Here is a 26,611-nt window from a genome sequence, read left to right on the forward strand (position 1 = left end):
CTTTTTTTGTGCTTGAATAACTTCTCTTTACCTGTAGTACGTATGTATGTGTGCTTGTACATACATTTTGAAGGCATGTTACCATGCGCTATTATTACCGATAATATCAGCATTATGCCTGATAGTTCTATAGTTATGATGTAGAAAGACATCGTTGAAGCCATTCTTAAGTGTTCTTTAACGCTTATGGTGTAGCATTCAATTCCATTGTTTACAATTTTATAGTTATGTAAGTGTTTTTGTGGATAAGGATGATACGATGTTACATAATGTAAATAAATGCTTAGCTGATAATAAACATTGTATGTATCATCATGATGAAGTGTTTTGTACGAACGCACGACAGGATGATTCTTTACGTCGCTTTCGTCTCTTTTCTGCTGTTGGGGGAAGTATGCGTTTAGCGGCTGTTGTATCGTGTGTAAGCTTATCGCTGATTTGCTCTTCTTTTATTGCTCCACAAGCGCACGCGCTTTCTTCAAGTACTCCTTCGCTGCACAATGTTGTTCGCAATCAATCTCGTGTTTTAACAGATAGTGACGTAAATGCTATGGCTGGTTGCGAAGCAGTGCTAGAGGGAGATACTGTTGTCATTCGTCCAAAAAATGGTGCCTTAGAGGGTGTTATATCAGGTTTTAATGATAATAATCCACTGTTACAAGATAAACAGCTTGATTTTGAAAAAATAAAATCTGTTCTATCGAATAATTATCTCGATATTAAGAAAATACGTCTTGATGGTAAGATTTTTGCTTATAAGTCGATAGCTGGACTGTTTAACTTATCGGGCTCAGATGTTGCTCCAGAGGGTGCAGACAATCGCTTTTTGCATATAGAGTCACTTGGCAATCTTGGCGAGATGGATGTAAGTAATGTCACTAATATGTATCGACTTTTTAAACGCTGTGTAAATATTACTGATGTCTCAACGCTTGCTCAGTGGGATGTATCTCATGTTGAAAATTTCGGTGAATTATTCCGCGACTGCACAAACCTTAGCGATTTATCTGGCATAAAAGCGTGGAATGTGTCTCGTGTACGTGATATGACGTCGCTCTTCTCAGGAACAAATATTACTTCTACTGACGCTGTTTCTAATTGGAAAACAGATAGTTTAGTATGTGCTAATGGTCTTCTTAGTTCTTGTAAGCATCTTACCAGTTTAGAGGGGCTTACGAACTGGAATACCCGTAACGTTACTTCGATTAACGCTGCTTTTGGTGGTTGTGAAAGCTTGAAAAGCTTAAAAGGCTTAGAGAAGTGGGATACGAGCTCGGTTCAGACGACACGCGGTTTATTTGCTGACAATGCACAGCTTACCGATATATCGGCATTACGCAATTGGAATGTATCGAAAGCAAAAGAATTCATTGGAATGTTTTTTAATTGTCACTCACTTAAAGATGGGTCAGCCCTTACCCATTGGAAAACATCAAACTTAGAAGATATGACGGCTACGTTTGGCGGTTGTACATCACTCGAGAACATCGGCTCAATTATTTCGCACTGGGATACCTCGAAAGTTACTAATTTATCGGGTGCTTTTGATGGTGTACCTTCTGATCAAAATTCTACTATCCTTGATTTGAGTAACAAAGTTTTTAATGATGTTCAAGGCATTGCTTCATTTAAAGCGTATAAAGGCATTCTTATTGCAAATAATTGGTCAGGAGATGCTCTCAAAACCATATCGCATGACACTATGTTTGCACCAGGCAAGCCAACCTATCTGCTGTTAACGAATACACACAGCTTGCTTGATACATTTAAAAATGAGCAATTTTCACTACCTGTAACTATCACTTTTAAGTTTGGTAATCCAGAACAGCTTATTACGCGAACCATATATCTTCCTGCCGTATATGACACGAGCGCTGTTATTGGTACTGCAGGTTTGTCACTTGCAGAACGTGAAGCATATGCTATGAAAGTTATCAAGCCTGTTGTTGATAAAGCCGTTGAAGATGAAGTGAACGCGCTTAAAGCACAGTATCCGCTGACAGGTGTTGTAAGTCCGCACGCAGCGCTTACCACATCCCCTATGTCGCTTTTTCAACAGTATGTAGCACAACAAGAGTTTGTCTTAAACGATATTGCACGTGATGCAAAAATTTCTATCACTCATGATGGTCCGCTCACTGATACAGAAAAAGCTAAGGTTAAAGCTTTATTGGTTAGTGTAAGCAAAAATAAAGATTTTACAGCGCAGGATATTTCCGTTGATGATGCAGGAAATGCTACGATAAAAAAGGATAATTTTGCATCGAAGAAGATATCCTCTGATCAGCTCCTTGATGTAAAAATCACACGCACAAGCAGTGTTGTTATTCCTACAAAGACAGTTTACGTAGCAGATGACACGCTTGCGTATCGCCAACAGCGCGTTATTGAGCAAGCAGTTGATGGACAAAATACTGTCACGACTACTATTAATAACGGTAAAACTACGACAACAACTGTTATGACGCGTGCTGTTCGCAATGGTTTGGTGCATGTTGGTAATAAGGAAGTTATCAAGAACGGAAATGAACTAACGGTAAAAATATATCGTGTGAATAGTGAAACAGGCAGTTTGTATAATCCCACTATTCATGTTGAAAAACCGTGGACGAAGCTTTTAGCTGCTACACCTTATGCACCAAACGCTGCGCCTGATGATTATACTTCAGCCTCGACTGATGACGCATCTTCTTCGCTTGCATCTCCTAGAACACATACGGCACCGTCGCTTTTAGAATTTCCTCATTCAGATAAACAGAGCAAGAATGTGGCCACTTCAGAACATAAACTGCCTGCTACTGGTGATTTATCGCTGTATTTATCAGGTGCACTGTTAGCAACAAGTATAAGTGCGGGCGTGCTTGCAAAGCGGCGTAGTACGCAACGTTCAAACAAGCGTTAGTTAGCGCTATTCTTACACGTGCGAATTCTTCTGAGCGGTGCATTGTTACTCCGTTTATCTTGTTGTGTTTTGTATTGCGCAATATGGACGTTTAAGTATACGTACCGGTTTTTCGTTAGTGCGCATTCATTATTTCTATCCTTTTTATCTTATTATGCAAGTATGTGTTTATTTTTATAATAGTTCCTGCTATGTTTGAACATTGTGATAATAGCACTGATTGTTTTAGTGACTTAAAGGACGTAAAGCATGACAGGATATGAACCATCAGATACACCAACGGTGCATAATAATAGGTCGGCATCGTCACTTGTGATAGCTACAGACGATGAACAGCCAAAAAATACGCATGCTGTATCAATGCATGCAAGTCGTTGTTCAAACAGTGTCGTAAGTGTAACACTGGTTACTACCGCACTAGCAGTGGGTTTAGCATCGGCGTCTCTGATTGGAGGAGAACCTGCATTTGCATTAAGTGCCCATACTGCGTCTTTAGCATCAAATGAAGAAACGGTACCGTCTGCTGTTGATGCGTCTACCAACACGTATGATGTATCAGGGAAAAACAATCAAACGAGCGCATCGGTGCGTGATCACAATCAAACGGGTGCGTACAAGCCGCACGCTGTACCAATCGACATTCAGCCAGGCGATGACAAAAAGTATGTTGCTGAAGATAGTCCTGTTTTAAAGCAGCTTATATTTTTAAGTCAGGAATGGCTTGCATATCAAAAAGATAGAAATTATGATCGAAAAGCTCGTGTTCCTGATAATTGGAAGTTTAGCGTTGCTGACGCTAAAAAAGTAGAGCGTCTTGTAGTGCCTTATGAAGTTCTACCAATTATGACACGCTATCATGATGGTGCAGAGCTTGGCGATACATCTGATTTAAAGTATTTTACTCATCTGAAATCGTTTGACTTTCATAAGTATAAAGTTGATAAACCTGATGAGTTTATGAAAAATTTACCCGATTCGCTTGAAGAGCTTTCGTTTTATACCGATCAACGCGAAGACTCACAGTGTGGTTCAACACTTATGCGCAGCATAGCGCATTTAACAAAGCTGAAGAAGTTGAATTTGCACAATATGTATCTTACGAATCTTGATGGCGTTCAATCGCTTACGAAGCTTGAAGATCTTGATTTAAGTTATGGCGCGCTTACTGATATAGCGCCCCTTGCAACACTTAGCAATTTGAAAACACTGAATGTTAAGTATAATACAGTAAAAGATATTGCGCCTTTAACAAAGTTATCGCAGCTTAAAACAATTGATGTATCTCATAACGACATCTCTAAACTTCCAACATGGACAAATCAATCGCAGTTACAAGATTTAAATATTTCAGAGAATACTATAAGCGACATCACTCCTTTAGCACATTTACAACAACTACAGAACTTAAACGCGGCTTCTAATCAGATACGTTCTATAGAAGCGTTAAAAAATCTTACTGCCTTGCGTGCATTAAATTTCAGTTTTAATAAACTGAATGATGTAGAAGCGTTAAAAAATCTTTCGACATTACACAGTCTTGCTATAGAAGATAACAAAATAAAGGATGTGTCGTGTTTAGCGCCTTTTTGTAAGCCTGGGGGGCTTACTACGATATCTGCTTCTGGTAACAGTATTGCAGATGTGTCTGCTATTTCACGTGCGGTCACTGAAAAATTTACCGACGAGCATCCTGAGTATCATTTCGATTTTCAAAATCAGAAACTAGATTTTGATATTGATCCTGCTAAGCCTGAACTTTCAGCATGGGGAATTAAAGCAGCTGACCATACGATACAGTTTTCTCTTGGCGATACACATCCAACGCGAGTTGATGCGAATCCTTATATGGGTGAAGAAAATATTACATTTGAAGCGCTTAATCTTCCGTCGGGAGAATTTAAGCCTTCTTGGTGGCACCTGCTGGGGATTAGGCCACATACGTGGAATTTTTCTTTCGATGGCACGCTAACGCTGTATCGTTACCGACCATATCTTAATACATTAGATTCGCTTAAGCTTAATTATGGAAGCGATTATCCTGGTGATAATGCCTTTGTTAGCAGAGTGTCTATTAAAGGAGAAGATTCGTTTCCAAAAGACGGACGTATTGATGTGCATATTCGTCCGCAAGACAGCGCTATTGATACTTTTGCTTCTGGATTTACCGAGAAGTGGGTGACTATTAGTTATCAGAAAAAAGATGATCATAGTAATAAATTTACTACTATGCAAGAGATATATCTTCCGGTGCCAGTATATGTTAAAACGATGGCTGAAACGTGGAATCCTCGTGTTGCGATGCTTAAACTTAAAGCAGGTGAGCTGTTGAAGCTTGATGCGCTCAAAAGCGCAGTTACCGATACAACACCATATAGAAAGTATATTCCGACTAGCGATGAGATTGACGATGAGATATACTCTCCGGTTCCATATGGCATTGCGAAAGTGTATGCCAAGATGAATAAAAACGGTGATTTCGAAGAATATGTATGTGCTGCCCCTGAATTTGATTGGGGCAATTTTAAGGACCGCGAAGTGTCTACACGTGAGGTAGGCAAAACCATTTCTGTGCCATTTACGATGACGTTTGCTGATCAATCAACGTATACCGGTAAGGTTGAAGTGAAAGTTGAAGCTCATTCATCGGGTTCTGGCACAGGGACAGGGACAGGCTCTGGAACGGGCACAGGCACGGGAACTGGAACTGGAACAGGTGGCGATACGGGATCTGGGACAGGCACAGGAACAGGTGGCGATACCAGCGGTAACGATCATACAGGATCGGAAAACGCTACCACGTCTGATACAAGTAACAGCTCTTCGTCCGACAACACAGGAGATAACGGCAGCAATACTCCAGGCGGCAACAATAGCGGCAACAATGATGGCACCGATAACGGCACCGACAACGAAGGCTCCAATGCCGGCTCCAACGAAGACGATACCGCTTCCAACGAAACGTTCTCATCAGAACAAACGTCGGGTGCAGTCTTGGTACGTGCTCCTGCTCATCGCTTTGCTCGTTACACTCATGGCGCGGGCAGTGCAGGTGCACGCGGTGCGTCCGCACAAATGTCTGCTGGCGTACCTGATGGCACGTCTGGCAGCTTGGATAATGCCGCCGCACGTGACGCAAACGCCGCAAACGCCACGCAAGACGCTACCACCGCGCAAAACGCCGCACATGCCTTGAATGGCGCATCATCTGCACACGGCACCAGCACCAACAAAGCAGACGCTTCAAAGGGCGCGCAAGCTTCTCACAAGAACGGTGCAGAGAGCGCACTTCAAGCGTTTTCCCACGGATGGCCTTACATTGTTGTGGGTGTTGTGATTGTGGTTGCAGCGATAGCGCTTGTTGGCAGGCGTGCTGCACTTCATCGCGATAAACAGCGCTCAAGCAAGAAATAAGCGCCGCGTTTTCGTGCATCGCCGCGCATAAAAGAGTACAATAGACATTGATTTCTAGCAAACTATCAGTATGTATATCTTGCATAGTGGTAGTTTGTTTGCTAATCTAACTAGGTTTTCTAACTAGATTTAGAGGCTTGAAAAAACACAGGGAGTTAAGGCGTCACGGCTTATGGATATTCGATTTACGCGCCGAACAGCATTTCTTATTTTTTGGGATATTGCTTCTACGTTTGCAGCGTATTATTTTGCGTCGGTATTAACAGGCTTGGTGCTCGAGCTGTTTGATACTCATGAAATTTATTTTCTTATTGGAACAGCAGTAGTTATCAATTTGTTGCTATTTTTAGGGTTTCGCCTGTACAACAACTTATGGGAATACGCGTCAATTGATGACGCTTTGCGCATTACTGTTGCGTGTTGCTTGGGCACCTTGGTAACAGCGGTGTTTTTATGGCTGGTAGGGCATTGGCTGCCTATTCGTGTGTATTTTGTATCACTGTTTATTATGATTTTTCTGTCGGGAGGCGCGCGCGTGCTGTTTCGTATTATACGAAGTAAGCGCCGTGAGTTTGAGCTTGTGTCTCATGCGGAACATCGTCCGCGTACGCTTGTGGTTGGAGCAGGTGAAACGGGGTCACTTGCCATTCAGCGCATGATGTCAAAAGATCCTCTGATGCCTGGTAATCCTCTTATTGCAGTGGACGATAATCCCGATAAGCAAACGTTGCGTATACATGGCGTGCGCGTTGTAGGCACGAGCGATGATATTCCTGAACTGTGCGAGCGCTATAGTATTGAGCAAATTGTTGTAGCCATTCCATCTGCTTCAATTGATCAGCGAAAACGTATATATGAGCGCTGTACACAAACGAATTGTAAATTACGTACCCTTCCTAATGTGCGCGAACTTAACGTTGATGAAATTGAGGATGTGCGTCTGCGCGAAGTAGATGTTGCTGATTTGCTTGGGCGCGAGGAAATTGTGCTGAATACGCAGCTTGTGTGCGGGTATATCTCGGGGAAAACCGTGCTTGTGACGGGTGGCGGTGGCTCGATTGGCTCGGAGCTGTGCCGCCAGATGTGTCATGTTGTGCCTGAGCGCATTGTTATTTTCGACATGTACGAAAACGATGCCTACCTGCTGAAAAAGGAGCTGCTGAGCCATTTTAGCGATACGGAAATTGATATTGAAATTGGCAATATCTGCAATGAAGCACGGTTGCGCGAAGTGTTTGAAAAGTATCATCCATCAGCGGTATTTCATGCAGCAGCGCATAAGCATGTTCCCTTGATGGAAATTTGTCCGCGCGAAGCAATTTTGAATAATGTGTTTGGAACGCTGAATACGGTGAAGCTCTCTGATGAATTTGGCGTCAACAGGTTCATTTTTATCTCGACCGATAAGGCGGTAAACCCCAGTTCAGTTATGGGTGCCACCAAGCGCATGGGCGAGATGATCATCCAGCACTTTGCGCAAAGCTCGCAAACGGTGTTTGCGGCGGTGCGCTTTGGCAACGTGCTTGGCAGCAACGGAAGTGTTATTCCTATCTTCAAGAAACAAATTGCTGATGGTGGCCCTGTTACCGTTACCGACCCCAATATCGAACGCTTCTTTATGACTATCTCTGAAGCGGCGCGGTTGGTTATTCAAGCAGGTGGTATGGCGCATGGCGGCGAGATATTCATTCTCGATATGGGCGAGCCTGTGAAAATTCTCGATTTAGCGAAAAGCCTTATTACGCTTTCCGGATATAAGGTTGATCAGGATATTCGTATTGAATTTAGCGGTTTGCGCCCCGGTGAAAAAATGTACGAAGAGCTGCTTATGAACGAAGAGAATACGCTCCCGACGAAGTTAAAAGGTATCATGATCTCAACCGGCAAAGATGTTGGTTATGAAGAAGTGGAACATAAGCTTGAGCAGTTGCGTCACGTGTTGACGCAAAGTGATAAGCAGGCACTTCGCGTGTTGCAGGCGGCTGTTCCCACGTACACGTACACGGCGAATAGCCACGAGTAGGTTTTTTGGCGCTACGAGGGCGCACTTGATGCGTTTTGCGCGTTTGGGCATTTAACGGAGCTTGCGTGTTGTACGGTTGCGAATGCGCGATGGAGCAGCGCATTTGCGGTGCGTTTGCTGGAAGTTCGCATTACATTTTCGCTGAATGCTTGTTTTGGTTATATGCGTCTTCTGTAGCTTTATCGGTTTTGCGGTTTTGCACTTTAAGTACGTCTCCACGTTTGAAAGGAAGTTTATGACACGCTACGATTATCTTATTGTTGGAGCAGGATTAAGCGGAGCTGTGTTTGCGCATGAAGCGCAGGCGGCAGGGAAGAAATGCTTGGTTATTGACAAGCGCGCTCATATTGCGGGTAATATCTACACGCAAGAGATAGAAGGCGTGAATGTGCATCGATACGGTGCGCATATTTTTCATACGTCGCTTAAAAACGTGTGGAATTACGTGCAAAAATTTGCTGAGTTCAATAATTATATCAACAGCCCAATAGCGTATTACAAAGGCGAAATATACAACATGCCGTTCAACATGAACACCTTTGCAAAGATGTGGGGCGTCGTAACTCCTGCTGAAGCTCAGGCGAAGATTGCAGAGCAAATTCAGCGTGAGGGCATTACCGAGCCCAAGAATTTGGAAGAACAGGCATTATCGCTTGTAGGCCGCGACATTTTTGAGAAGCTCGTGAAAGGCTATACCGAAAAGCAGTGGGGGCGCTCGTGCACCGACTTACCGGCGTCTATTATCAAGCGCTTGCCGTGCCGCTTTACGTACGACAACAATTACTTTAACGACCCGTATCAGGGAATTCCTAAAGGTGGCTATACTGCATTTGTACGTGCGATGCTTAAAGACGTTCCCGTGCGTTTGAACGTGAGTTACGAAGCGTTGCTGCGCGAGACAAGCGATGAGTTTGCGCGCGTAATTTATTGCGGTCCAATTGACGAGTTTTACCACTATGACATGGGACAACTTGAATATCGTTCGCTTCGTTTTGAGGATGAAATTCTTGACGAGCGCAACCATCAAGGCGTTGCGGTTGTGAATTACACCGAGCGTGACGTGCCGTATACGCGTATTATCGAGCACAAGCATTTCGAGTTTGGCACGCAAGAGAAAACGGTTATTACGCGTGAGCATCCGGCGAACTGGCAGCCTGGTGACGAGCCGTATTATCCGATTAACGATGAACGTAACACCGCGCTGTATAAGCGCTACGAACAGCGTGCAGCGCAAGAAGGTTCAGTTGTGTTTGCAGGGCGCTTGGGTGCGTATAAGTATTACGATATGGACAAAGCTATTGCTGCTACATTTGAGCTTGTTAAACGCGAGTTGGGTGTTGTGCTGTAAATAGGCGCATGTTGCGTGCAGCCCTAGTTTTGTGTTGAATTGTGAGCGCACAGCAAGCTGTGCGCTTTTTCTATTTTGCTTTACATTTTTTCAGGTGCGCTGACGCCCATCAGTGACAAGGTAAGTGCAAGGACGATGCGCACAGAGTCGCAAAGCGCTAAACGTGCCGTGCGCGTTGGTTCGGGAGCGTCAATAATGCGACATTCCGTATAAAATTGGTGGAAGAGCGCTGCTAAATCTTGCGCATAGTGAGTAAGTTTAAACGGCGCTCTATCGCGAGCAATAATGCTGATCAGTTCAGGGAAATCGGCCATCTTACGCATGAGCGCAAGTTCGCTTTCGCACGTAAGTGAGCTTAAATCGCACGCGTTGCCAATGAGGTTTGCAGCAAGGTTTTGTGCGCTTGCATGCTCCAAGGTGGTCTCTGCTGTTTGCGTTGTTTGTGGCTGCGTATCCGCACCGTCCGCGCCCGCAGCGGCACTGCGTTCCCGTGAAATAAACACATCCTGACCAGCCGCTTTGCGCAAAACAGCGCAAATGCGCGCGTGGGCATATTGCACGTAGTACACGGGGTTGCTTGCGTCTTGCTTTTTTACAACTTCAATATCGAAATCAATAGGCTGATCGCTTGAGCGCGAGAGCATGGTATAGCGTGTCGCGTCAACACCTACTTCATCAATCAGTTCCTGAAACGTGATCATCTCGCCGGTGCGCTTCGACATACGCACGGTCTCACCGTCACGAAACAGGTTCACAAGCTGGCCAAGTACCACTTCAAGCGCACCTGGACAACCCCACGCCGCAAGCATTGCCTCGCAGCGTTTTATGTACCCGTGATGATCGGCTCCCCATAAGTCAATAAGGTGGCCAAATCCACGTTCGAGTTTATTGTGATGATACGCCATATCGCTCATGAAATAGGTGTATTCGGCGTTTTCTTTTATAAGCACGCGATCTTTCGTGTCGTCGAATGCTGTTGAGCGAAACCATGTAGCGCCATCTTTTTCATAGATGTAGCCTTTGCTGCGCATGGCTTCAAGCGCGTAATCGATTGAGTTTTTGCCCTGCTCGTCGGGGATGTATAAACTGCGCTCACTAAACCAACAGTCGAAATTCGTGTGAAAGTTCTCAAGTGTTTCCTTATTTGCAGCAAGCATCTCATGGTATGCGCGTTCACGAAATGCGACCAAGCGCGTTTGCGGATCGGCGTGAAGCCACGTGTCGCCATCGCTTGCAATAATACCTTTTGCGATGTCGATGACATACGCGCCACCATAAAACGCTTCCGGTATTTCGATTGCTTCACCAAGTAGTTCCAGATAGCGCAGCACTACTGAGTTGCCGAATACGTCCATCTGAACGCCTTGGTCGTTAATGTAGAATTCGCGATACACCTGGTATCCTGCGTGTGTCATAACGCGTGCGATGGCATCGCCGAGTACCGCCCAACGACCATGACCCACATGAAGTGGGCCTGTTGGATTTGCAGACACAAATTCCAAGTTGATGCGCGGCTCTGACGTACGAATAGCATGTTTTCCGTAAGAAAATTGCTGCGTGCGCACCGTTTGTATTACGTCGTGTAAGCATGAAGGCGAAAGCTTGATGTTGATAAAGCCAGGTCCTGCAATGCACGTGCTTTCAATGTATGAGTTTGCTGGCAGGTGATCAAGGATAATCTGCGCTATATCTCGTGGATTTTTGTGTGCCTCTTTGCTGCAACGCAGAGCGACCGTTGATGCCCAATCGCCGTTAGCTTCATCGCGCGGACGCTCAAGCGCGCAGGGCGGTATGGTTGAAAGCTGCAACGATTCATCTTTGCATGCGGCATCAAGTGCCTGAGTGAAGAGAGTTTCGAGATTTTCACGAATTGACATGCGTATTAACTCCTTTTAACACCACATAGGTAACGTGTAGAAAAAAGTATATCAGGTGAACGGTTAAAAGCGCAGGCAGTTATTGAAAAACGCGCCTATTCCATAATTTTTAGAAGCAGGAGCGCATTGTGCGTAAGATGTACCTACGTTTACGCTATAATAGAGCCGCTTTGCAGTATGCATGCATGCGCAAAAAATGATGTAATGTGCGCCCATGGCTCAACGGATAGAGCAACAGACTTCTAATCTGTCGGTTGTAGGTTCGATTCCTACTGGGCGCGCCATGTTTCATTATTACATGCATTATGAACCTCAGTGTTTTGCGGCGACATGTGTTGTATTGCGTAACGTGCTAGAAGTTGCTGTGTTAAGGAGAGGGCATTATGATTTTTGAACACCATATTCTTTACTTTAAACCTCATTGTCCTTACTGCGAGCGTGTTCTTGAGTTTTGTCGCCGCAATAGCGTTTCTCTTGTGATGAAAAATATTAGCACCGATCGGAGTGCTTTTGAAGAGTTAGTGCAGGTAGGAGGCAAGTCGCAGGTACCTTGCTTAGTGCACGGCGGCAAAGCGCTGTATGAATCGCAAGATATTATCGAATATTTTGTAGACAAAATCGAAAAAGAACGTTAACATACCAAAGTGCGTTTTTAAACCTTGTGGTTGAACTTAACAAACGTTTTGCAAGGAAGTTTTGTATGAACGCAAGCGTCGGGATGTGGCGCAGTTTGGTAGCGCGCCTGCTTTGGGAGCAGGATGTCGCAGGTTCGAATCCTGTCATCCCGACCACTCTGCGGGTGTAGTTCAATGGTAGAACTCCAGCCTTCCAAGCTGATAACGCGGGTTCGATTCCCGTCACCCGCTCCAGTTTTCTCAGTTTCTGGTTATAGTGCTTTCCTGAGTATAAAATTTAGGAGAACCTCTTTGCTATCAGGGGTTTTCGTTTATCGAACACCCTTTAATAGTATCCTTTATTTTTTAAACCCCCCCCCCTGTTAAAAGCGTCATTTGAGTTACGCCTGTGGCAGCGTTGCTGTTAGGCTTGATGCTGCTGCTTGGTGACGCGCTTGGCGCTTCGCTTTGGCATTTCACCTTTTTTCACCGCAGCTTATTTTAGATATTGGTTAATTTCAGATATTGTGCGCATTGTTGTGCGTACGGCGTGCTATGTTGGTATCAATACAAAAGAAAGAGGTGATACTATGCGAAAAGTTGCCGTATTGGGCATGGGCAATGTTGGTGCTGCCGTGGCGCATCATCTTGTTGTAGCTGGTAAAGTTGATGATTTGTACCTTTATGACACCAACGAAGAAAAAGTGAAAGCTGATGCTCTCGATTTCAAAGACTCGATGAATAATCTTGATCATTTCACAAATATTTATATCAACGATTATGATGCCCTCAGTGACGTGGATATTATCGTAAGCGCATTGGGGAACGTGAAGTTACTGGACGTTCCCAATCCCGATCGATTTGCCGAGTTAAAGTTTAATCGTCCACTTGTGCTTGAGTGGGGTGCACGTCTTAAAGCATGTGGCTTTAAGGGCATTATTATCAATATCACAAACCCCTGCGATGCCATTTGTGCGCTGTACCAGCAGGCAAGCGAACTGCCTCGCGAGCACGTTATCGGTACGGGCACTTTGCTTGATTCAGCTCGTTTGCACCGCGCTGTATCTGAAGTGTTTCAGGTGTCTCCGAAGGCAGTTAGTGGCTATAGCCTGGGCGAACACGGCGATTCTCAATTTGTTGCCTGGTCGACGGTAAAAGTGTTCGGCAAGCATATTGAAGAGTTGTGCGCTGATAGCGACATCAGCTTGCCAGCGATTGATGACGCTGTGCGTGTTGGCGGTTTTACGGTATTCTTTGGGAAAAAGTACACCAATTACGCCATCAGTGCTGCGGCAGTTCGTCTGGTCGATGCGGTATTTGCTGACGCGCGCGAAGAAATGCCGGTTTCAAATTATCGCGAAGAGTACAAAACATATTTGTCGTATCCAGCTATTGTGGGGCGTAGTGGCATTGTTGCACGTTGTGAACTGCCGTTGACGGATGAAGAACTAAGCAAATTGCAGCATTCAGCTGACACGATTTTGCATAAAACGGAATTTGGCGTTTCATAGTGCGTGTCGTTTTTTGTTTAGCTTACGTGCACATGAAATGATGATGTGCCTGATAAGGTATTCTTTCTTGTGCATATGTTAGTTTTTGCACACTACACAGTGCATTGTGTTTATGCGTTTTTTTGCTACGAAATGAGGTTTAATGGAGTTTTTTGGTGAGTTTGAGGGTGGCGGATCGCGCTGCTTTTTTACGCTGGGCGCACTTTCGGTTTTAAGAAAAGAAGGTGTAACGTTTTGTGATTTAGCAGGTGTTTCTGCGGGTTCAGTGTCTGCGCTGTTAGTGTATTGCGATGCCGTAGACGATATGCTCTGCGCGCTACCATATATTGAGCGTAGTGTTGGCTTGCTTCTTAAACGCGGCATTGATGTAAGCGACGTTTATACATTTTTGAATGAGCTTATCGCGCTGTTAGATTTATCGCTTCCTGAGCGTTTTAGTGCACGAGCGGCAACATCGGATGCTCCTCGTTTATTTGCAGGCGTTACATCTGTTGACGGTAAACGACAGTGGCTTCAAAATACCGACTCTTTTGACGATTGTCTGCGTGCGATAGGCGCTTCTTGCACGATGCCTGGTTATTCAAAACCAGTATGTATAGAGGGAAAATATTACGTAGACGGTGCTGTTTACGAGGGGTTTTGTCTTGATATTGCAATGCAGTTGCATACCAATGCGCAGCATTTGGCTATCTTTACATCTCCACGTAATTTTCAACTTGATGAAACTGCTGCAAGCGGACAATGGTGCCAAAGCACTATTTCTGATTTGCAACACTGTACTCAAACGCGTGCAGGGCGATATAATGCTACGCGCAAAGCGTATAAGAACCTTGAGCGTGAGGGAAGTGCCTGGTGCATTTTCCCGCCTGATATTCTTGATGTGTCGGTGCTCGAATATCGAGCTGATGTGCTGGCGCATGCGGTAGAAGTTGGGAAGCAAGCAGCATATGATTGTCTGCGCCGTGTGTCGTAAGTGATTGTCGTGCGCGTGTGGGTGAGTCGTAAGTGATTCACGTGCTGGTGCGTGCAATGATAGGCGAATGTATGTGCGTGCGCACTTGTGCGTTCGTTGTGTGCGCGTGTGTGGCTGTGTTCGTTCGTGTGTTTGGGCGCGTGTGCGTTCATGCGTGTGCGCTTGTGTGGCTGTGCGCACGTGCGTGGGCAGAATAAAAGCGAAGGATGGCTATGAAAACAGTATTGATTGCGTCGAATAACGCTCATAAAGTTCAGGAAATTTCACGTGCACTTGCGTTTCCAGAATGGGAGTTCAAAAGCCTGCGTGACATGGACATCATTTCTGATCCGTGTGAAAGTGCGTCCACGTTTGAGGGCAATGCACGGATTAAGGCGCGTGCTGCTTTTGACAAAGCGCCTGGTGTAGCTGTACTTGCTGACGACTCTGGTTTGTGCGTTGATGCCTTACATGATGCTCCTGGTGTGCATTCGGCGCGTTATGCAGGCGAGCACGCAACTGACGCGGAAAACAACGCGAAGCTTCTGGCAGCGCTTGATTGCGTCCCTCATGAAAAACGCAGCGCTCGTTTTGTATGTACACTCGTATTTATCGATGCTGATGGAACCGAATGGCTGGCGCATGGTTCAGTTCATGGCTTTATTGGGACACACCTTCAAGGGGCGGAGGGTTTTGGTTACGATCCTCTGTTTTTCCCCGATGCGTTTCATGGTGAAAAAACCTTTGCAGAAGTTTCTCAAGCGGAAAAAACGTCACTTTCGCATCGAGGATGTGCGCTTCGTGCGCTCCATAAGCAGTTATCGAGCGTGTATGGAGAACGTAACGCGTAAGGAAGCTGTACTCGCCGCACTTGCACCGTTGCCAGCTCACGTACCCGCCGCACTCGCACCTACACGCACTCGTAAGATAGAAGATGACTGAAACATGAGTGATAAAACAAGCGAAAAGAAGACAAACGCCGTTCGCGAACTAGAAGCGGCAGGTTGTGCGTTTAGAACGCATAGCTACGATCCTGAATGCGCATTGGCAGGCGTTGAAGTAGCTGCTCTTTTACACCAAAACCCTGATGCAGTCTTTAAAACACTGGTAACGCAAGGCAAATCGGGTGCGCATTACGTATTTATGGTGCCTGTAGCGTGCAGTTTGGATGTGAAGCGTGCTGCTAAAGCAGTAGGTGAGAAGTCTATCGAAATGGTGAAGTCGAAAGATTTACTAGGCTTAACAGGCTATATACATGGCGGTTGTTCTCCTGTTGGTATGAAAAAACCGTTCATAACAGCTTGTGATGAAACAGCTCAACTCTTTGATACTATTATTTTTTCAGGTGGTAGGCGTGGATTACAGCTCGAAATGAGTCCGCTTGAATTGGCGCGCTTTATGAATGTATGCTTTGTTGATCTTGTTGAACATCCATAGCTATGCATGGAATGCATTTCATAAGGAAAGACATCTACAATTCTCGCGTCACATTATATGCTTTGTGCACGCATTAGTGCATCTTGCATAACAAGTGTACGCCACTCATAACACGTTACGTCACCAAACGCTGTATCGTGCAAAGTGCCACATCCTTCAAGTTATTACATCTTCTATAATGTTGCGTTCTATGCACCGCAACATCGTGCATGAAGCTTCACTCAATGCAGTTTTTTGCGTAGATCTGCATTACAATGCTATTGCACATATTGGTTGCTGCCGTTTTCAAACTCTACAATTGATCATTGAGGTCTATTTGCATAAGTGCCACATTTTGGCGTAAATCACGCGCTTGCTGCCAGCTGAGCTTCTCGTCTTCATACGCGCTTTGAATCGCTTCAAGTTCAAGACGCAATGCTTCACGCAATACTTCTTCAATTGATTTTTCACGTCGCGTAAACGATGTAATTGATGGGAGTGTTTCTAAGAGTGCCGCACGTGCCGTTTGATATTCCACTATCAAGCGTGAATACGCTTCACTGGGCAGCTGCGATATGGTCATTTCTTCTTCCATACGCTCAATAGCATAACTTATAGCATTCGCATGCACGTTACGATTGATTACTTGCGTTTCTGTGGGTGTTTGTGAAGGAAGCTGCCTGCGCATTTTTTGTATGCGTGTTAGAGTTCGTCGTGCAAGGTTAAGCGCATTTCTCAGTCGTTTTGTAAGGTATGGCAAGCGATGCTGCGACCGTTCGAGCATGTTGATAACACGCGCATAGCGTGCAATAAGAGCATACGCGTCTTTGAAGGATATTTCTTCTGCTTCAAGACGCTGCCATACATAATCTTGCTCCCACTGAAGTGCTTTAATACGCAAGTGTAAATCGGAGATGGTTTCTAAATTTTCAGACTCTACAATGCGTTTTATTCTATCGTTGTAGCGACGAATAACTTCTGACGTTGCACGACGATTATCATCATTTTGTTGTGCTGTTAAGTTTTCAATGACATTGCGTAAAATAGCGACATTATTTTGAGCTTTTTGCTTTGAGTCACCAATCGTATCAGGTAGTTTACGCGGTGCAAGGAGCGGCACAATAAAGGTTGCAAGAATAAGCGATAACAAAATAACGCCTGATGCAATAAAGATAAGCAAATTGCGATTAGGAAAGTGAAGAAGTGAACCATCGATAGTTATCCACGTTGGAATGGTGAACATAATGGCTAGCGTAATAGTTCCTTTAGCACCTGCAAAGGTGGTAATTGCCGCACTGCGAGCGCGCTGTTTAGTGCTGCGTTTTATATGCTTTTCTACGTCGCTTCGCCATTCAGAGAGTAACGACCATACAAAACGCGTAGAGTGCATGATGATTGACACAATAAGGATATAGGCAATAAGTTCGAGTGGTCCTGCGTCAATACCTTTAAATCCATCGGTAAGAGCAGTAGGAAGTTGCGTTCCAAGCAGCACGAATACAATACCGTTCAGGGCAAAGGCTGCCACACGCCATACACTACTTGATACGATATTAAGACGCGAAATAGATGGTCCTAAATTGCGTTTCGCAAATGACATGGTAATTCCGCATGCCACAACGTTAATAACGCCACTTACATGCATGTGTTCACCAACGAGGAATGCGATAAATGGTATCAACACTTCAAACAATACATGAAACGTAGTATTTTCAAGCCCAAGATTGCGCACTTTTTGAATTGCAAAATTTGCAATAAGTCCAATAACGATACCAAGAACAAGTCCACCAATGAATTGGTACAAGAACGTAAGTATGGCGTCTTGCGCTACAAATACACCACCAACAGCCACGCCAAGGGCAAACTGAAAGCACACGATACCACTTGCGTCATTGAGGAGCGATTCACCTTGCAAAATGGCCTGCTGACGTGGCGGAATGTTAGCATCATGTTTAAGCGATGACACAGCAACCGCATCGGTTGGCCCAAGCGCCGCACCAAGCGCGAGTGCTGCAGCAAGTCCGATAGATGGAATAAGTGCATGCACTGCTACACCAATGACAATTGCAGATAAAAGCACAAGACCAATGGCATACGAGAGCATTGATTTTTTATTTTTCCACAGTGAAGTTTTATCGGCTTCATGCGCTTCGTGAAAGAGAAGCGGCGCTATAAATAACACTAAGAATAGTTCTGGCTCAATTTCAATAATAATGCGGCTATCTGCAATAATTGCAACCAGTGCACCGAGAGCAATTTGTACAAGCGGCGATGAAACTTTTGGCACGATTTGGGCAATAACTGCTGATATAAGTACGGCAGATAAAAGTACGAGGGCAAGTGTTATTGTTTGCACGTGATGTCCTGTTCGTTGAAGTTGTGCTGTTATGTGGCTTACACGGTGTTATTCCTGGTATCAAATGCGTGATTGACGGCTTTAGATGCGTTATTCTTGGTTGTTTGCACGTATGGTTGCAAATATGCTTTTATTTTTGTGTACAAGCTCGATGGTGCTTATGTGCGCAAGCAAATCGGAAAGTTTGCTATACGAATACGCTTTAGGTTCAAAGTTCGGTATGCTTGTTCGAATAAGCTTTCCCAGTGCAGGAACTGAAATAGTTGCATTCTTGTGTTCTGCTATGAGCGTTGTGATGTGCGCACTCAGTGCATCTAACGATGGGAAAGCAGCTGTTTGCAAGGGTGTTTGAGCTGAAATGCTTGGTTGTTGTGTTGTGTTTGGATGTGTGAGTGTTGTATCAGTGCTCCGCGTTTTTGCAACAGCTCGTGGAAGCGCTTTGTTTGTTTGAGGGCGAGCTTCGCGTTGATGAGAGTCATCTATGGTATGAGATAACCTGGCTACCTTTGAAGTGTTGTTGGACGTCTTGGCGTGTGATTCTTTTGCTTTTGATGCATGCGTTAAAGCTGGTGCTTTAGCTTTGCGGCTTGCTGAGCTGGTGCTTGTGGCTGTATCGTTTGTTTGCTTGTCGTTTGTGGTGTTCGTTGTATGTGTTACGCGTGTTGCATGTGCAGAAGCGCTTGTGTTTTCATTGCTTTCGTTACTTGTTTTAAGCTCGGCGTTCGTTGTGTGCTGTGCATTTGCACTTTCTTCTTTACGTTGCTGAGTTTGATGGGCAGGTTTTGGCGCTTTTGGCGCGGATGTAGCATTGCTTGCTGCTTGTTGCTTTTGATGCGCTGTGGTCGTTTGTACTGTTCGCGCATTTGACGTTGCCACAAGCTTCAGTTTTGTAGCAGCTTGTGTATGGTGCTGTTTATTTGAATGTGTGTCAGCAAGTTCTACTAACATCGTTTTGCCCGATGAAACAAGTTTTATGCTACTAAACTCTGCAAGCAGTTTACTCAGCTGGTTGGTGCCATAATTGCGTACATCAAAATCGGGATAGCGTTTTACAAGACGGCTTCCAATTTCCCCAAGACCTGTTTCTCGTTCTTTATTCAGATTATTGGTAACAATATCAATGATTGTTTTTTCAATTTTTTTGCGTGATAAAAGCAGCTCCGCATTTTGTGTGTTATGTCCATTTTTTTGTTTCGCTGCATCATTTTTGTTGTCGTCTTCTCCAAGAAGCACTTCAAGGCATTTAAACACATCACAGGCAGTTCTAAAAGGCAAGGGAGTTTTGTTTTCGCCTGCGCCAATAACCATAAGGCCTGCTTCACGAATACGTGCTGCTAAACGTGTGAAATCGCTGTCAGATGACACAAGGCAAAATCCGTCAACCGTTTTGGTGTACATGATGTCCATTGCATCGATAATAAGCGCTGAATCGGTTGCGTTTTTCCCCGTTGTATAACTAAATTGCTGAATAGGCGTTATTGAATTTTCTAGCAGGGTGTCTTTCCATTTGGCATGGAGTGTACTGGTCCAGTCGCCATAAATGCGTTTGTAGGTGATAATGCCATAATTTGATAATTCGTCAAGAATAACGCCAATGTATTTTGATGACACATTATCTGCGTCAATAAGTAGTGCAAAACGTTTATCCGATGAGTTTTTTTGCTCCAAAGTATGCTCCTCACATGAACCTGAGGTGTTCGTTGTTGTTTGTTTTTGCTTTTCAAATATAAGTATACCGAGTTTCGTGGAAGGTATTTGGGAGAGTTACATAATTCTACAAAGAGAATTGATGCAATGCGCGCATGGGTGTGTACATGCCTGCGTTATACCGGTTGTAGCGCATGCATTACGAGTGTGGTAAGGCGTCTGTGCAATCGTTGTGTCGGCGCCTGCGTATGCGTGTGCTTATGGTGCACTTTGCACAGAGAGAGCGCTGCGTTTACTTGTGTGTTTATCTGTAAAAAGAAAGGGAAGTGGTGAAAAGAGAGGTGGTGGTGGACCGTCGGGGACTCGAACCCCGGACCTTGGGATTAAGAGTCCCCTGCTCTACCAACTAAGCTAACGGTCCAAAGTAGTGCACTTTCATGAATAATGCACAGTGTAAAACATTGTAAATCATGTTTTGTTTTGCGCAAGTACTTATATGCAATAAGTGTCTGGGGTGGATGATCGGACTCGAACCGACGACCTCCAGAGCCACAATCTGGCGTTCTAGCCAACTGAACTACACCCACCAAATGCGCAAGCAAGTATTTTATAGATTATTGCGTGAAAAAGCAAGTAGCTTGGATAAAATTTCTTGATCCTGTTGCAAAAGTGCTGCATACAGGCATGTTTGTAGGGTAACGAAAGGCAAGCATGCAGGTAGTTCGAGGGCAGTGCGCACGTAGCGCGCAATGATTCGTATGTCAATGTAACGGCAGCATGCAGGTGCGCGCAACATGGGGAGTTATCTTCACATGAACAGCTTGAAAGTAACAGCAGTATGCAGGAGAGTGTAACTTTTGCGTTTATCTTTGCGCCCGCAAGCGCGTAGTAACAACACCACGCAGGTGTGCGCAACGCTTCTTTAAGCACGCTCTTACATGATACGTGGGTGTGCAACAAGTATTTGCGGTAGCATGCCGCATGCACTCTTTCGGTGGTTGTTTTGCAATCACACGGCACGTGTAAGGTTAGGTTTTCCAATATATGCTGCCCACATAAAAAAAGAGCACCTTGCATTTGGGTACAAGGCGCTTAAAAGAGAACCAACTGGTGTGGGTTTGGGAAGGTTGATTAGAGGAAGGTAATCAAAATTCCAGTGGTTCTTCGGATACACAACATCCACTTGTGGTGTAGCTTATCAAGTAAACCTGAAAGCAGTCTTAAAGAAATCGTAAAAATTCAAAAATGACCCAAGAAACAATGAGTCTTTTTTGTTTTTGAGCACGAACAGCACCATTATGCCTATTCAGTTACCGTAGCTTCTGCATGTGGAGAAGCTGCATCACCTGCGCTTGTTGTTTTGTTTTCTTCAGGACGAGCGCTTCCAAGAGCTTTGCGGTCTTTTCCCATAACAAAATCAATACCTTGTTTTTGCCACTGGCGATACTCTGCTGCGGCAGTAAAGAGTACATCGGATGACGAATTAAGAGCTGTTTCGCAGGAGTCTTGAATAACACCGATAATAAGCCCGATAGCAACCACTTGCATAGCAACATCGTTTGAAATGCCAAATAGTGAACATGCAAGAGGAATCAGTAACAGCGAACCGCCTGCTACACCCGATGCTCCTGCAGCGCTTATAGCTGAAAGCACCGATAAAATAACTGCTGTTGGCAAGTCGACCTGAATGCCCATGGTGTGAGCAGCACACATAGCCATAACAGAAATAGTGACGGCTGCGCCTCCCATATTAATAGTAGAACCAAGCGGAATGGACACTGAGTAGTTGTCTTTTTCGAAGCCTAACTTTTCGCATAATTCCATGTTAACAGGAATGTTTGCAGCAGAAGAACGCGTAAAGAATGCCGTTAAACCTGAGTCGCGTAGGGTACGCAGCACTAAGGGGTAGGGGTTATGACGTGTGAGAGCAAATACGAACAGCGGATTTACGATAAGCGCAATAATCAACATGCATGCTACAAGCAGTACAATGAGTGCTCCGTACTGGGTAAATATTTTTAAGCCGTTACTTGATACTGACGTATAGACCAAGCCTAAAATACCAAATGGGGCGCAGTTGATAACCCAATGAACAATTTTTCCAATAGCGTTTGAAATGCACTCAAACATGTTTTTGGTAGTGTCGCGTGATATGCGCAATGCAATACCAAGCAAGATAGCCCACGATAAAATGCCAATATAATTAGCTTTCATAAGCGCTTCAACTGGATTGACAGTGATATTTAGCACAAGTGTGTTCAGAACTTCTCCAATGCCTTCAGGAGATGATTGTTGTGCGCCATTGACTTGAGCAAGCGTAAGCTCAATAGGAAATGCCATCGCAGCGAGAACAGCCACGAAGCCTGCAGCAAACGTAGACAGTATGTACAGGAGCAGAATTACTTTCATGTTGCCTGCCGTTTTTGCTTTAGCGAGCGCGCTAATTACCAAGAAAAATACGAGGATTGGCGCAACTGCCTTTAGTGCAGCAACAAATAACTTACCAAGCAATTCGATAAGATAAATGTGCGCAGGTGCGAATACGCCTAGCAGCGCACCTATGAAAAGCCCGAGAACAATTCGCAGAATAAGATCGATATTGTTCCATTTTTGAATAATAGTTTTCACGTGTAACCTTTCTCGCAAGAGGCATATGCTTGTTATAGTGTAATGGTTAGCCACAACAAGAAATGTTATCAGCTTATTACCATTTCTGTTAAAAACACATTGAAGCTTTTTGTAGCTCCTTAAAAGCATGTGCCAGAGCGTTGTGTACATAGTATCGAAAAAATTCTTTTTCGTATGTCAGATTTTTCAAGAGGGATATTTTTCACTCTTAACGGAATAGACACGTTACTGTTGCACCGTCCGTTCTTGCATCTTTTTCATGGTGAACGTCGTGTGCTTTCGGTTTTTTATAGGTTGCGCATCTGGTTTGCGCGCAGGAATACGTGCTTCTAGCTTGTGGGCGGATATAAGCATTTCTTGCTTGCATACAGGAATGAAACGCTTATTGTGTGCGGGAATACATACGAATTGCGAGAAGCTAAGCGTACAGGTAATTGAACTGGGCGGCGTATTTTTTGACTGCAGAAATGGTATTTTTGCAGTTAAATGCGAGGTGTTTTTGCAATTGCGCATGTTATGCACAGTGTTTGAACCGTAAGGGTTCTTGTATGGTCGTGCGTTGCAATACAGTTCCTGAGCGCGTGCAATATCAAGATTTATCAGGTATTCTTCCTACCGTATGGCGCTATTAAACACAAACATTGGTCGCCAAATCACGCACAAAAAACTTTTTAATGCGAACAAATAGTCGTACAGCAGAATAGTTCTCGCTTGAAGTACGTTTCTCTACTTGATATTTTTTTGCGCACTTTACCGCGAAACACAAACAATTGAAAGGGGTGTTTATGAATTGCTACCTTAAAGCCTCACTTTGTTTTGGGGCAGCACCTGGGTATTTAGAGCAATTGAGCGTTACGAGTCGTCCTCACTTAATTACCAGATTGCTCCAAGAGCGAAATGTGGCGCGCTTTATTGTTGCTCCAGTTGGATTTGGTAAAACGGCACTTGTCTACGATTATTGCAAAACGGTGTTTTCCTTTAAGACCTTAGCGTGGCTTGATTGTGCTAATCCTCGGTTTTTGCGTGATTTAGACAATAACGACCTGTTGGAATTTTTATCCGATGAAAGCTTCGCTATGAAGCTGGTAGTGTTTGAAGATATCCCACTTCTTGATGAAGATCGCCAACGCGCATTCTCACAGTGTATTGATGTGTGTATTGATAAGCATATTGAAGTGATTGTAACGTGCGTACCGAGCAATGATGCCTACGGATGCTTGCAAAAAGACCGTTTGTATCTTCCCACGTCTTCCTTGCTGCTTACCAACGAAGAACTTATACACGTTGCGCGCCATCTTCAACATGTATCTTACGATTATGAACAGGTACACGATACATCCCGCTTATACCTTAAAGATCGGCCAGTACGTGCAACTGATACTCAGCTCGCACACCATAGCACGCCTGCTCACCAGATAGCTTTGTGTCGAACATTTCAGCGCATTCCACAAGTATGTTGGCAGCATAATGGACATCCTACTTGTGCATTTATTGAACAGTGTTTGCGTGCTGCACGTGATAAAAGAGAACTGTTTTCCCTGTTGACGCTTTTGATTGTACGCCGTGCATCAGTCGCTCAGCTTGAGGATATTGTATCAATTGACGCCGCGTGGCTTTCTGATTTTGCTCGCATGCATGCTTTTGTTGAGTTTGATGTTCGTACACAGATATTTGAAACACTTGCTGTTGATGTGTCGTGCATTTTAGAAGCATTTATGCACGTAGTTTCGTCATCAACGATGAATTTTGATTCGCTTGATAGCAGTCTCAATGGTTTTCTTTCGCTATCGCATTGCGCAAGCGTACATGATTATTTCGAGCAGATGAGCGATGTACTTTGCTCTTGTAATAATTATGCGCGCGCTCTGCAATGTATAACACGCGCCTTTTGTCCACAAGAACAGCTTGAATGGTGCTTGATTCACAATAGCGCTCTTATCGAGCAGTATTGTTTGGCTGATTCGTTAGTATTGCTTGAAAATGTTTTGCCGCATGTGAACAAGCATAAAGCTGAGTGCTTGTTTATGTGTGCTGAACGTCATTTTTATTTTAATCATTACAAACGTGCACGAGTGCTTGCTGCGTGTGTATTGCATGAAAAAGATGCACCTGCTGAATTAAAAGACGCTGCTCTTAATGTATATATGTGCAGTGGTGGGCGTGTGTCTTTGGATGCGAAACACACAGATAGGACACCTTGCGATAAACAAGCAGATAATACGCCCGTAAATACGCAATCGCGCAATGAACGTAGCGATAGCTGTTCGCTTCATGATATTTTATTTGCATCTGAACAGGAAAATTATAAGTTATTAGCATCATTTGCCTCTAATAAAGCACCACAACTTGCCTTTAAACAGCCACATACTGGTTATGATACTTCGCTGTATTGGTGTGCATTTGTGCTTCTCAAAATAGCAGAAACGCTTACGCAACAGTATCAGCGCTGTACGTTGCGCTCTCGTTCAAACGCAGCGCACTCAACGTACTATTTTGATCATCTTGCATGCTTAAAAGAAATTCCAGCAGCGCAAAGATTTACCTACGAGGCATTTTCAAAGGAGATACACTACATTAACCCATTGTTTGCATGTTTAGGAAAAGCATATACTACGTTGTGTAAAGAACAGAGTATGTTTCCAGGGCCTTTGTTGAGCGCGCCTCTTTGTCGTGCGCTGCATGCTTCTCATGTTTTGCTTGAGTATGAACACATGCGTTTTCAGAAGATGTCACCTCATCCGCCCGCTCAATCACTTCAATCGCTGCACAGTCCTATTGATAGCTCTCCCTGTTCATCGGGACGTCGTTTAGAGCATAATGCTGCTGGTACCTTAGAGATAAACTCTTTAGCTGCGCCGAGCTTGACTGCCGAGCAACCGTGTACACTGTTACCGAATACACGGTATAATGCCAGATTGCAGTGCGCCAAAGGAGCTGCTGTGATAAATGCGTTACCTGCGTGTTCTCGTTCGATAGAACCCGACGCTGTTGTATCACCTGGCGTAACATCTGATGTGTCGGGCAGTAACGCACCAGTATTATCAATTCATATTTTTGGGCGATTCCGTATTTTATGTAATGGAATTGAAGTTACCGAGCGGCTGTGTAAGCGCCATAAAGTACAAACCTTGCTTGCCGTTTTGCTGCTTAATAAGGAGAAGGAAATTCCAAAAACGGTGCTCGGTCAGTTACTGTGGCCTGAAAGTTCAATTCCAACAGCGCGCAAAAATCTCTATTCACTGTGGTCGGTACTGAATCACGCACTGTCTCTTCCTGATGGAACGTGCCCTTATCTTATACGGAGCACTCATGCGTATGCTGTTAATACGCTGCTTGTCCACTGCGATATTGATGAATTTCGAGTTATGTGTAGCGATTTTCAGCAGGGAAATTTCGATCATTTGCGCTGGCGACATTATTTGGATGAATTAAGCGATAATTTTCAAGATGTGCTTATGTTAGGAGAATATGATAATGCGCATGTTATACGCCAGCGTGAAACGTGTCGAACAAAATTGATTGAATCACTTGTCTGTGCAGCTCAACTATTGTATTCTGCTGGCGATTATACAGCAGCATCCAATTGTGCAGGCAGTGCGCTTCACTTTGATACCACGCGTGAAGATGTAGTAGCACTGCTTATGCGTTCGTATTTGGCAGCAGGTCAGCGAATGAAAGCTATCAATACGTATCGTGTGTGTAAAGAGGAGTTGATGCATAGTGTTGGCATACAGCCGTGTGAGTATGTTCAGCAATTATACAAAAGTGCACTGCGTAATGATTATGTAAAAGAATAGTATTTCGTAGCGCTTATACTTTGTTGCGTTTAATATTTGGCAAAATTCAGCTGATATTATGGTTGCACGTATAAATATGCGATGTTTGTGCTAGAGTTACAAAGGTTATATAGTAAAAGCGATAAGGGA

General features: G+C 44.3%; 14 protein-coding genes and 5 tRNA genes. 13 read left to right on the forward strand and 6 right to left on the reverse strand.

Going from position 1 to position 26,611, the window contains the following annotated elements; translation table 11 throughout:
* The first annotated feature begins 259 nt into the window (after positions 1–259).
* The 4 genes from HMPREF3190_RS05965 (at position 260) to glf (ending at position 9,684) form a co-directional block, all read left to right on the forward strand.
* Complete coding sequence (locus tag HMPREF3190_RS05965; RefSeq protein ID WP_066781353.1) at positions 260–2,902, forward strand: BspA family leucine-rich repeat surface protein; 2,643 nt, start codon at positions 260–262, stop codon at positions 2,900–2,902.
* 249 nt (positions 2,903–3,151) lie between these two features.
* Entirely contained in the window at positions 3,152–6,313 is a 3,162-nt protein-coding gene (locus HMPREF3190_RS05970) for a leucine-rich repeat domain-containing protein (RefSeq protein ID WP_066781355.1), read from the forward strand.
* 172 nt (positions 6,314–6,485) lie between these two features.
* Positions 6,486–8,336, forward strand: a complete 1,851-nt coding sequence (locus HMPREF3190_RS05975) for a polysaccharide biosynthesis protein (protein ID WP_066781357.1) — start codon at positions 6,486–6,488, stop codon at positions 8,334–8,336.
* Between the two features lie 235 nt (positions 8,337–8,571).
* Positions 8,572–9,684, forward strand: coding sequence for a UDP-galactopyranose mutase (glf, locus tag HMPREF3190_RS05980; RefSeq protein ID WP_066781359.1), 1,113 nt, complete (start codon positions 8,572–8,574; stop codon positions 9,682–9,684).
* An 80-nt stretch (positions 9,685–9,764) separates the two neighbouring features.
* On the opposite strand, the gene argS is transcribed toward glf, so the two are convergent.
* Positions 9,765–11,561: an arginine--tRNA ligase gene (gene argS, locus HMPREF3190_RS05985; RefSeq protein WP_066781361.1), complete on the reverse strand. Its 1,797-nt coding sequence runs from the start codon at positions 11,559–11,561 to the stop codon at positions 9,765–9,767.
* Positions 11,562–11,769: 208 nt separating this feature from the next.
* On the opposite strand from argS, the gene HMPREF3190_RS05990 reads away from it, so the two are divergent.
* From HMPREF3190_RS05990 to ybaK, 8 genes are all read left to right on the forward strand, one after another.
* Positions 11,770–11,845 (forward strand) — tRNA-Arg (locus tag HMPREF3190_RS05990).
* Between the two features lie 99 nt (positions 11,846–11,944).
* The gene (locus HMPREF3190_RS05995; protein ID WP_066781363.1) at positions 11,945–12,196 is read left to right on the forward strand and encodes a glutathione S-transferase N-terminal domain-containing protein; all 252 of its coding nucleotides are present in this window, start codon (positions 11,945–11,947) and stop codon (positions 12,194–12,196) included.
* A 79-nt stretch (positions 12,197–12,275) separates the two neighbouring features.
* Positions 12,276–12,352, forward strand: a tRNA-Pro gene (locus HMPREF3190_RS06000).
* 4 nt (positions 12,353–12,356) lie between these two features.
* A tRNA-Gly gene (locus HMPREF3190_RS06005) sits at positions 12,357–12,430 on the forward strand.
* Positions 12,431–12,765: 335 nt separating this feature from the next.
* Positions 12,766–13,686 carry an L-lactate dehydrogenase gene (locus HMPREF3190_RS06010; RefSeq protein ID WP_066781402.1) on the forward strand — a complete coding sequence of 307 codons (921 nt, stop codon included), beginning with the start codon at positions 12,766–12,768 and terminating at the stop codon, positions 13,684–13,686.
* Between the two features lie 142 nt (positions 13,687–13,828).
* A complete protein-coding gene (locus HMPREF3190_RS06015; protein ID WP_066781365.1) occupies positions 13,829–14,659 on the forward strand; it encodes a patatin-like phospholipase family protein in 831 nt (276 codons plus the stop codon).
* Between the two features lie 212 nt (positions 14,660–14,871).
* Positions 14,872–15,489 (forward strand): RdgB/HAM1 family non-canonical purine NTP pyrophosphatase, encoded by a 618-nt coding sequence (rdgB, locus tag HMPREF3190_RS06020; protein WP_055348447.1) that lies wholly within the window; start codon positions 14,872–14,874, stop codon positions 15,487–15,489.
* A 94-nt stretch (positions 15,490–15,583) separates the two neighbouring features.
* The gene (gene ybaK, locus HMPREF3190_RS06025; protein ID WP_055348264.1) at positions 15,584–16,075 is read left to right on the forward strand and encodes a Cys-tRNA(Pro) deacylase; all 492 of its coding nucleotides are present in this window, start codon (positions 15,584–15,586) and stop codon (positions 16,073–16,075) included.
* 292 nt (positions 16,076–16,367) lie between these two features.
* Here the strand turns inward: ybaK and HMPREF3190_RS06030 are convergent, their stop codons facing one another.
* From HMPREF3190_RS06030 to sstT, 5 genes are all read right to left on the reverse strand, one after another.
* Positions 16,368–18,410: a cation:proton antiporter domain-containing protein gene (locus tag HMPREF3190_RS06030; RefSeq protein ID WP_066781367.1), complete on the reverse strand. Its 2,043-nt coding sequence runs from the start codon at positions 18,408–18,410 to the stop codon at positions 16,368–16,370.
* Between the two features lie 90 nt (positions 18,411–18,500).
* On the reverse strand, positions 18,501–20,078 hold the full coding sequence (locus tag HMPREF3190_RS06035; RefSeq protein WP_066781371.1) for an NYN domain-containing protein: 1,578 nt from the start codon (positions 20,076–20,078) through the stop codon (positions 18,501–18,503).
* 324 nt (positions 20,079–20,402) lie between these two features.
* Positions 20,403–20,478: transfer RNA gene (locus HMPREF3190_RS06040), tRNA-Lys, on the reverse strand.
* 89 nt (positions 20,479–20,567) lie between these two features.
* Positions 20,568–20,644: transfer RNA gene (locus tag HMPREF3190_RS06045), tRNA-His, on the reverse strand.
* 715 nt (positions 20,645–21,359) lie between these two features.
* The gene (gene sstT, locus HMPREF3190_RS06055; RefSeq protein ID WP_156425746.1) at positions 21,360–22,685 is read right to left on the reverse strand and encodes a serine/threonine transporter SstT; all 1,326 of its coding nucleotides are present in this window, start codon (positions 22,683–22,685) and stop codon (positions 21,360–21,362) included.
* Positions 22,686–23,470: 785 nt separating this feature from the next.
* Between sstT and HMPREF3190_RS06065 the strand changes: the two genes are divergently transcribed.
* Positions 23,471–26,482: an AfsR/SARP family transcriptional regulator gene (locus HMPREF3190_RS06065; protein ID WP_066781376.1), complete on the forward strand. Its 3,012-nt coding sequence runs from the start codon at positions 23,471–23,473 to the stop codon at positions 26,480–26,482.
* Positions 26,483–26,611: the final 129 nt, after the last annotated feature.

The sequence above is a fragment of the Umbribacter vaginalis genome, from assembly GCA_001552935.1.
In the GTDB taxonomy this organism is placed as follows: Bacteria; Actinomycetota; Coriobacteriia; order Coriobacteriales; family Eggerthellaceae; genus Berryella; species Berryella vaginalis.

Excerpts from the sequence above, each read along its gene's own strand:
- HMPREF3190_RS05965 (WP_066781353.1), top strand. The coding sequence starts at position 260 with ATGTTACATAATGTAAATAAATGCTTAGCTGATAATAAACATTGTATG.
- HMPREF3190_RS05970 (WP_066781355.1), top strand. The coding sequence starts at position 3,152 with ATGACAGGATATGAACCATCAGATACACCAACGGTGCATAATAATAGG.
- HMPREF3190_RS05975 (WP_066781357.1), top strand. The coding sequence starts at position 6,486 with ATGGATATTCGATTTACGCGCCGAACAGCATTTCTTATTTTTTGGGAT.
- glf (WP_066781359.1), top strand. The coding sequence starts at position 8,572 with ATGACACGCTACGATTATCTTATTGTTGGAGCAGGATTAAGCGGAGCT.
- argS (WP_066781361.1), bottom strand. The coding sequence starts at position 11,561 with ATGTCAATTCGTGAAAATCTCGAAACTCTCTTCACTCAGGCACTTGAT.
- HMPREF3190_RS05995 (WP_066781363.1), top strand. The coding sequence starts at position 11,945 with ATGATTTTTGAACACCATATTCTTTACTTTAAACCTCATTGTCCTTAC.
- HMPREF3190_RS06010 (WP_066781402.1), top strand. The coding sequence starts at position 12,766 with ATGCGAAAAGTTGCCGTATTGGGCATGGGCAATGTTGGTGCTGCCGTG.
- HMPREF3190_RS06015 (WP_066781365.1), top strand. The coding sequence starts at position 13,829 with ATGGAGTTTTTTGGTGAGTTTGAGGGTGGCGGATCGCGCTGCTTTTTT.
- rdgB (WP_055348447.1), top strand. The coding sequence starts at position 14,872 with ATGAAAACAGTATTGATTGCGTCGAATAACGCTCATAAAGTTCAGGAA.
- ybaK (WP_055348264.1), top strand. The coding sequence starts at position 15,584 with ATGAGTGATAAAACAAGCGAAAAGAAGACAAACGCCGTTCGCGAACTA.
- HMPREF3190_RS06065 (WP_066781376.1), top strand. The coding sequence starts at position 23,471 with ATGAATTGCTACCTTAAAGCCTCACTTTGTTTTGGGGCAGCACCTGGG.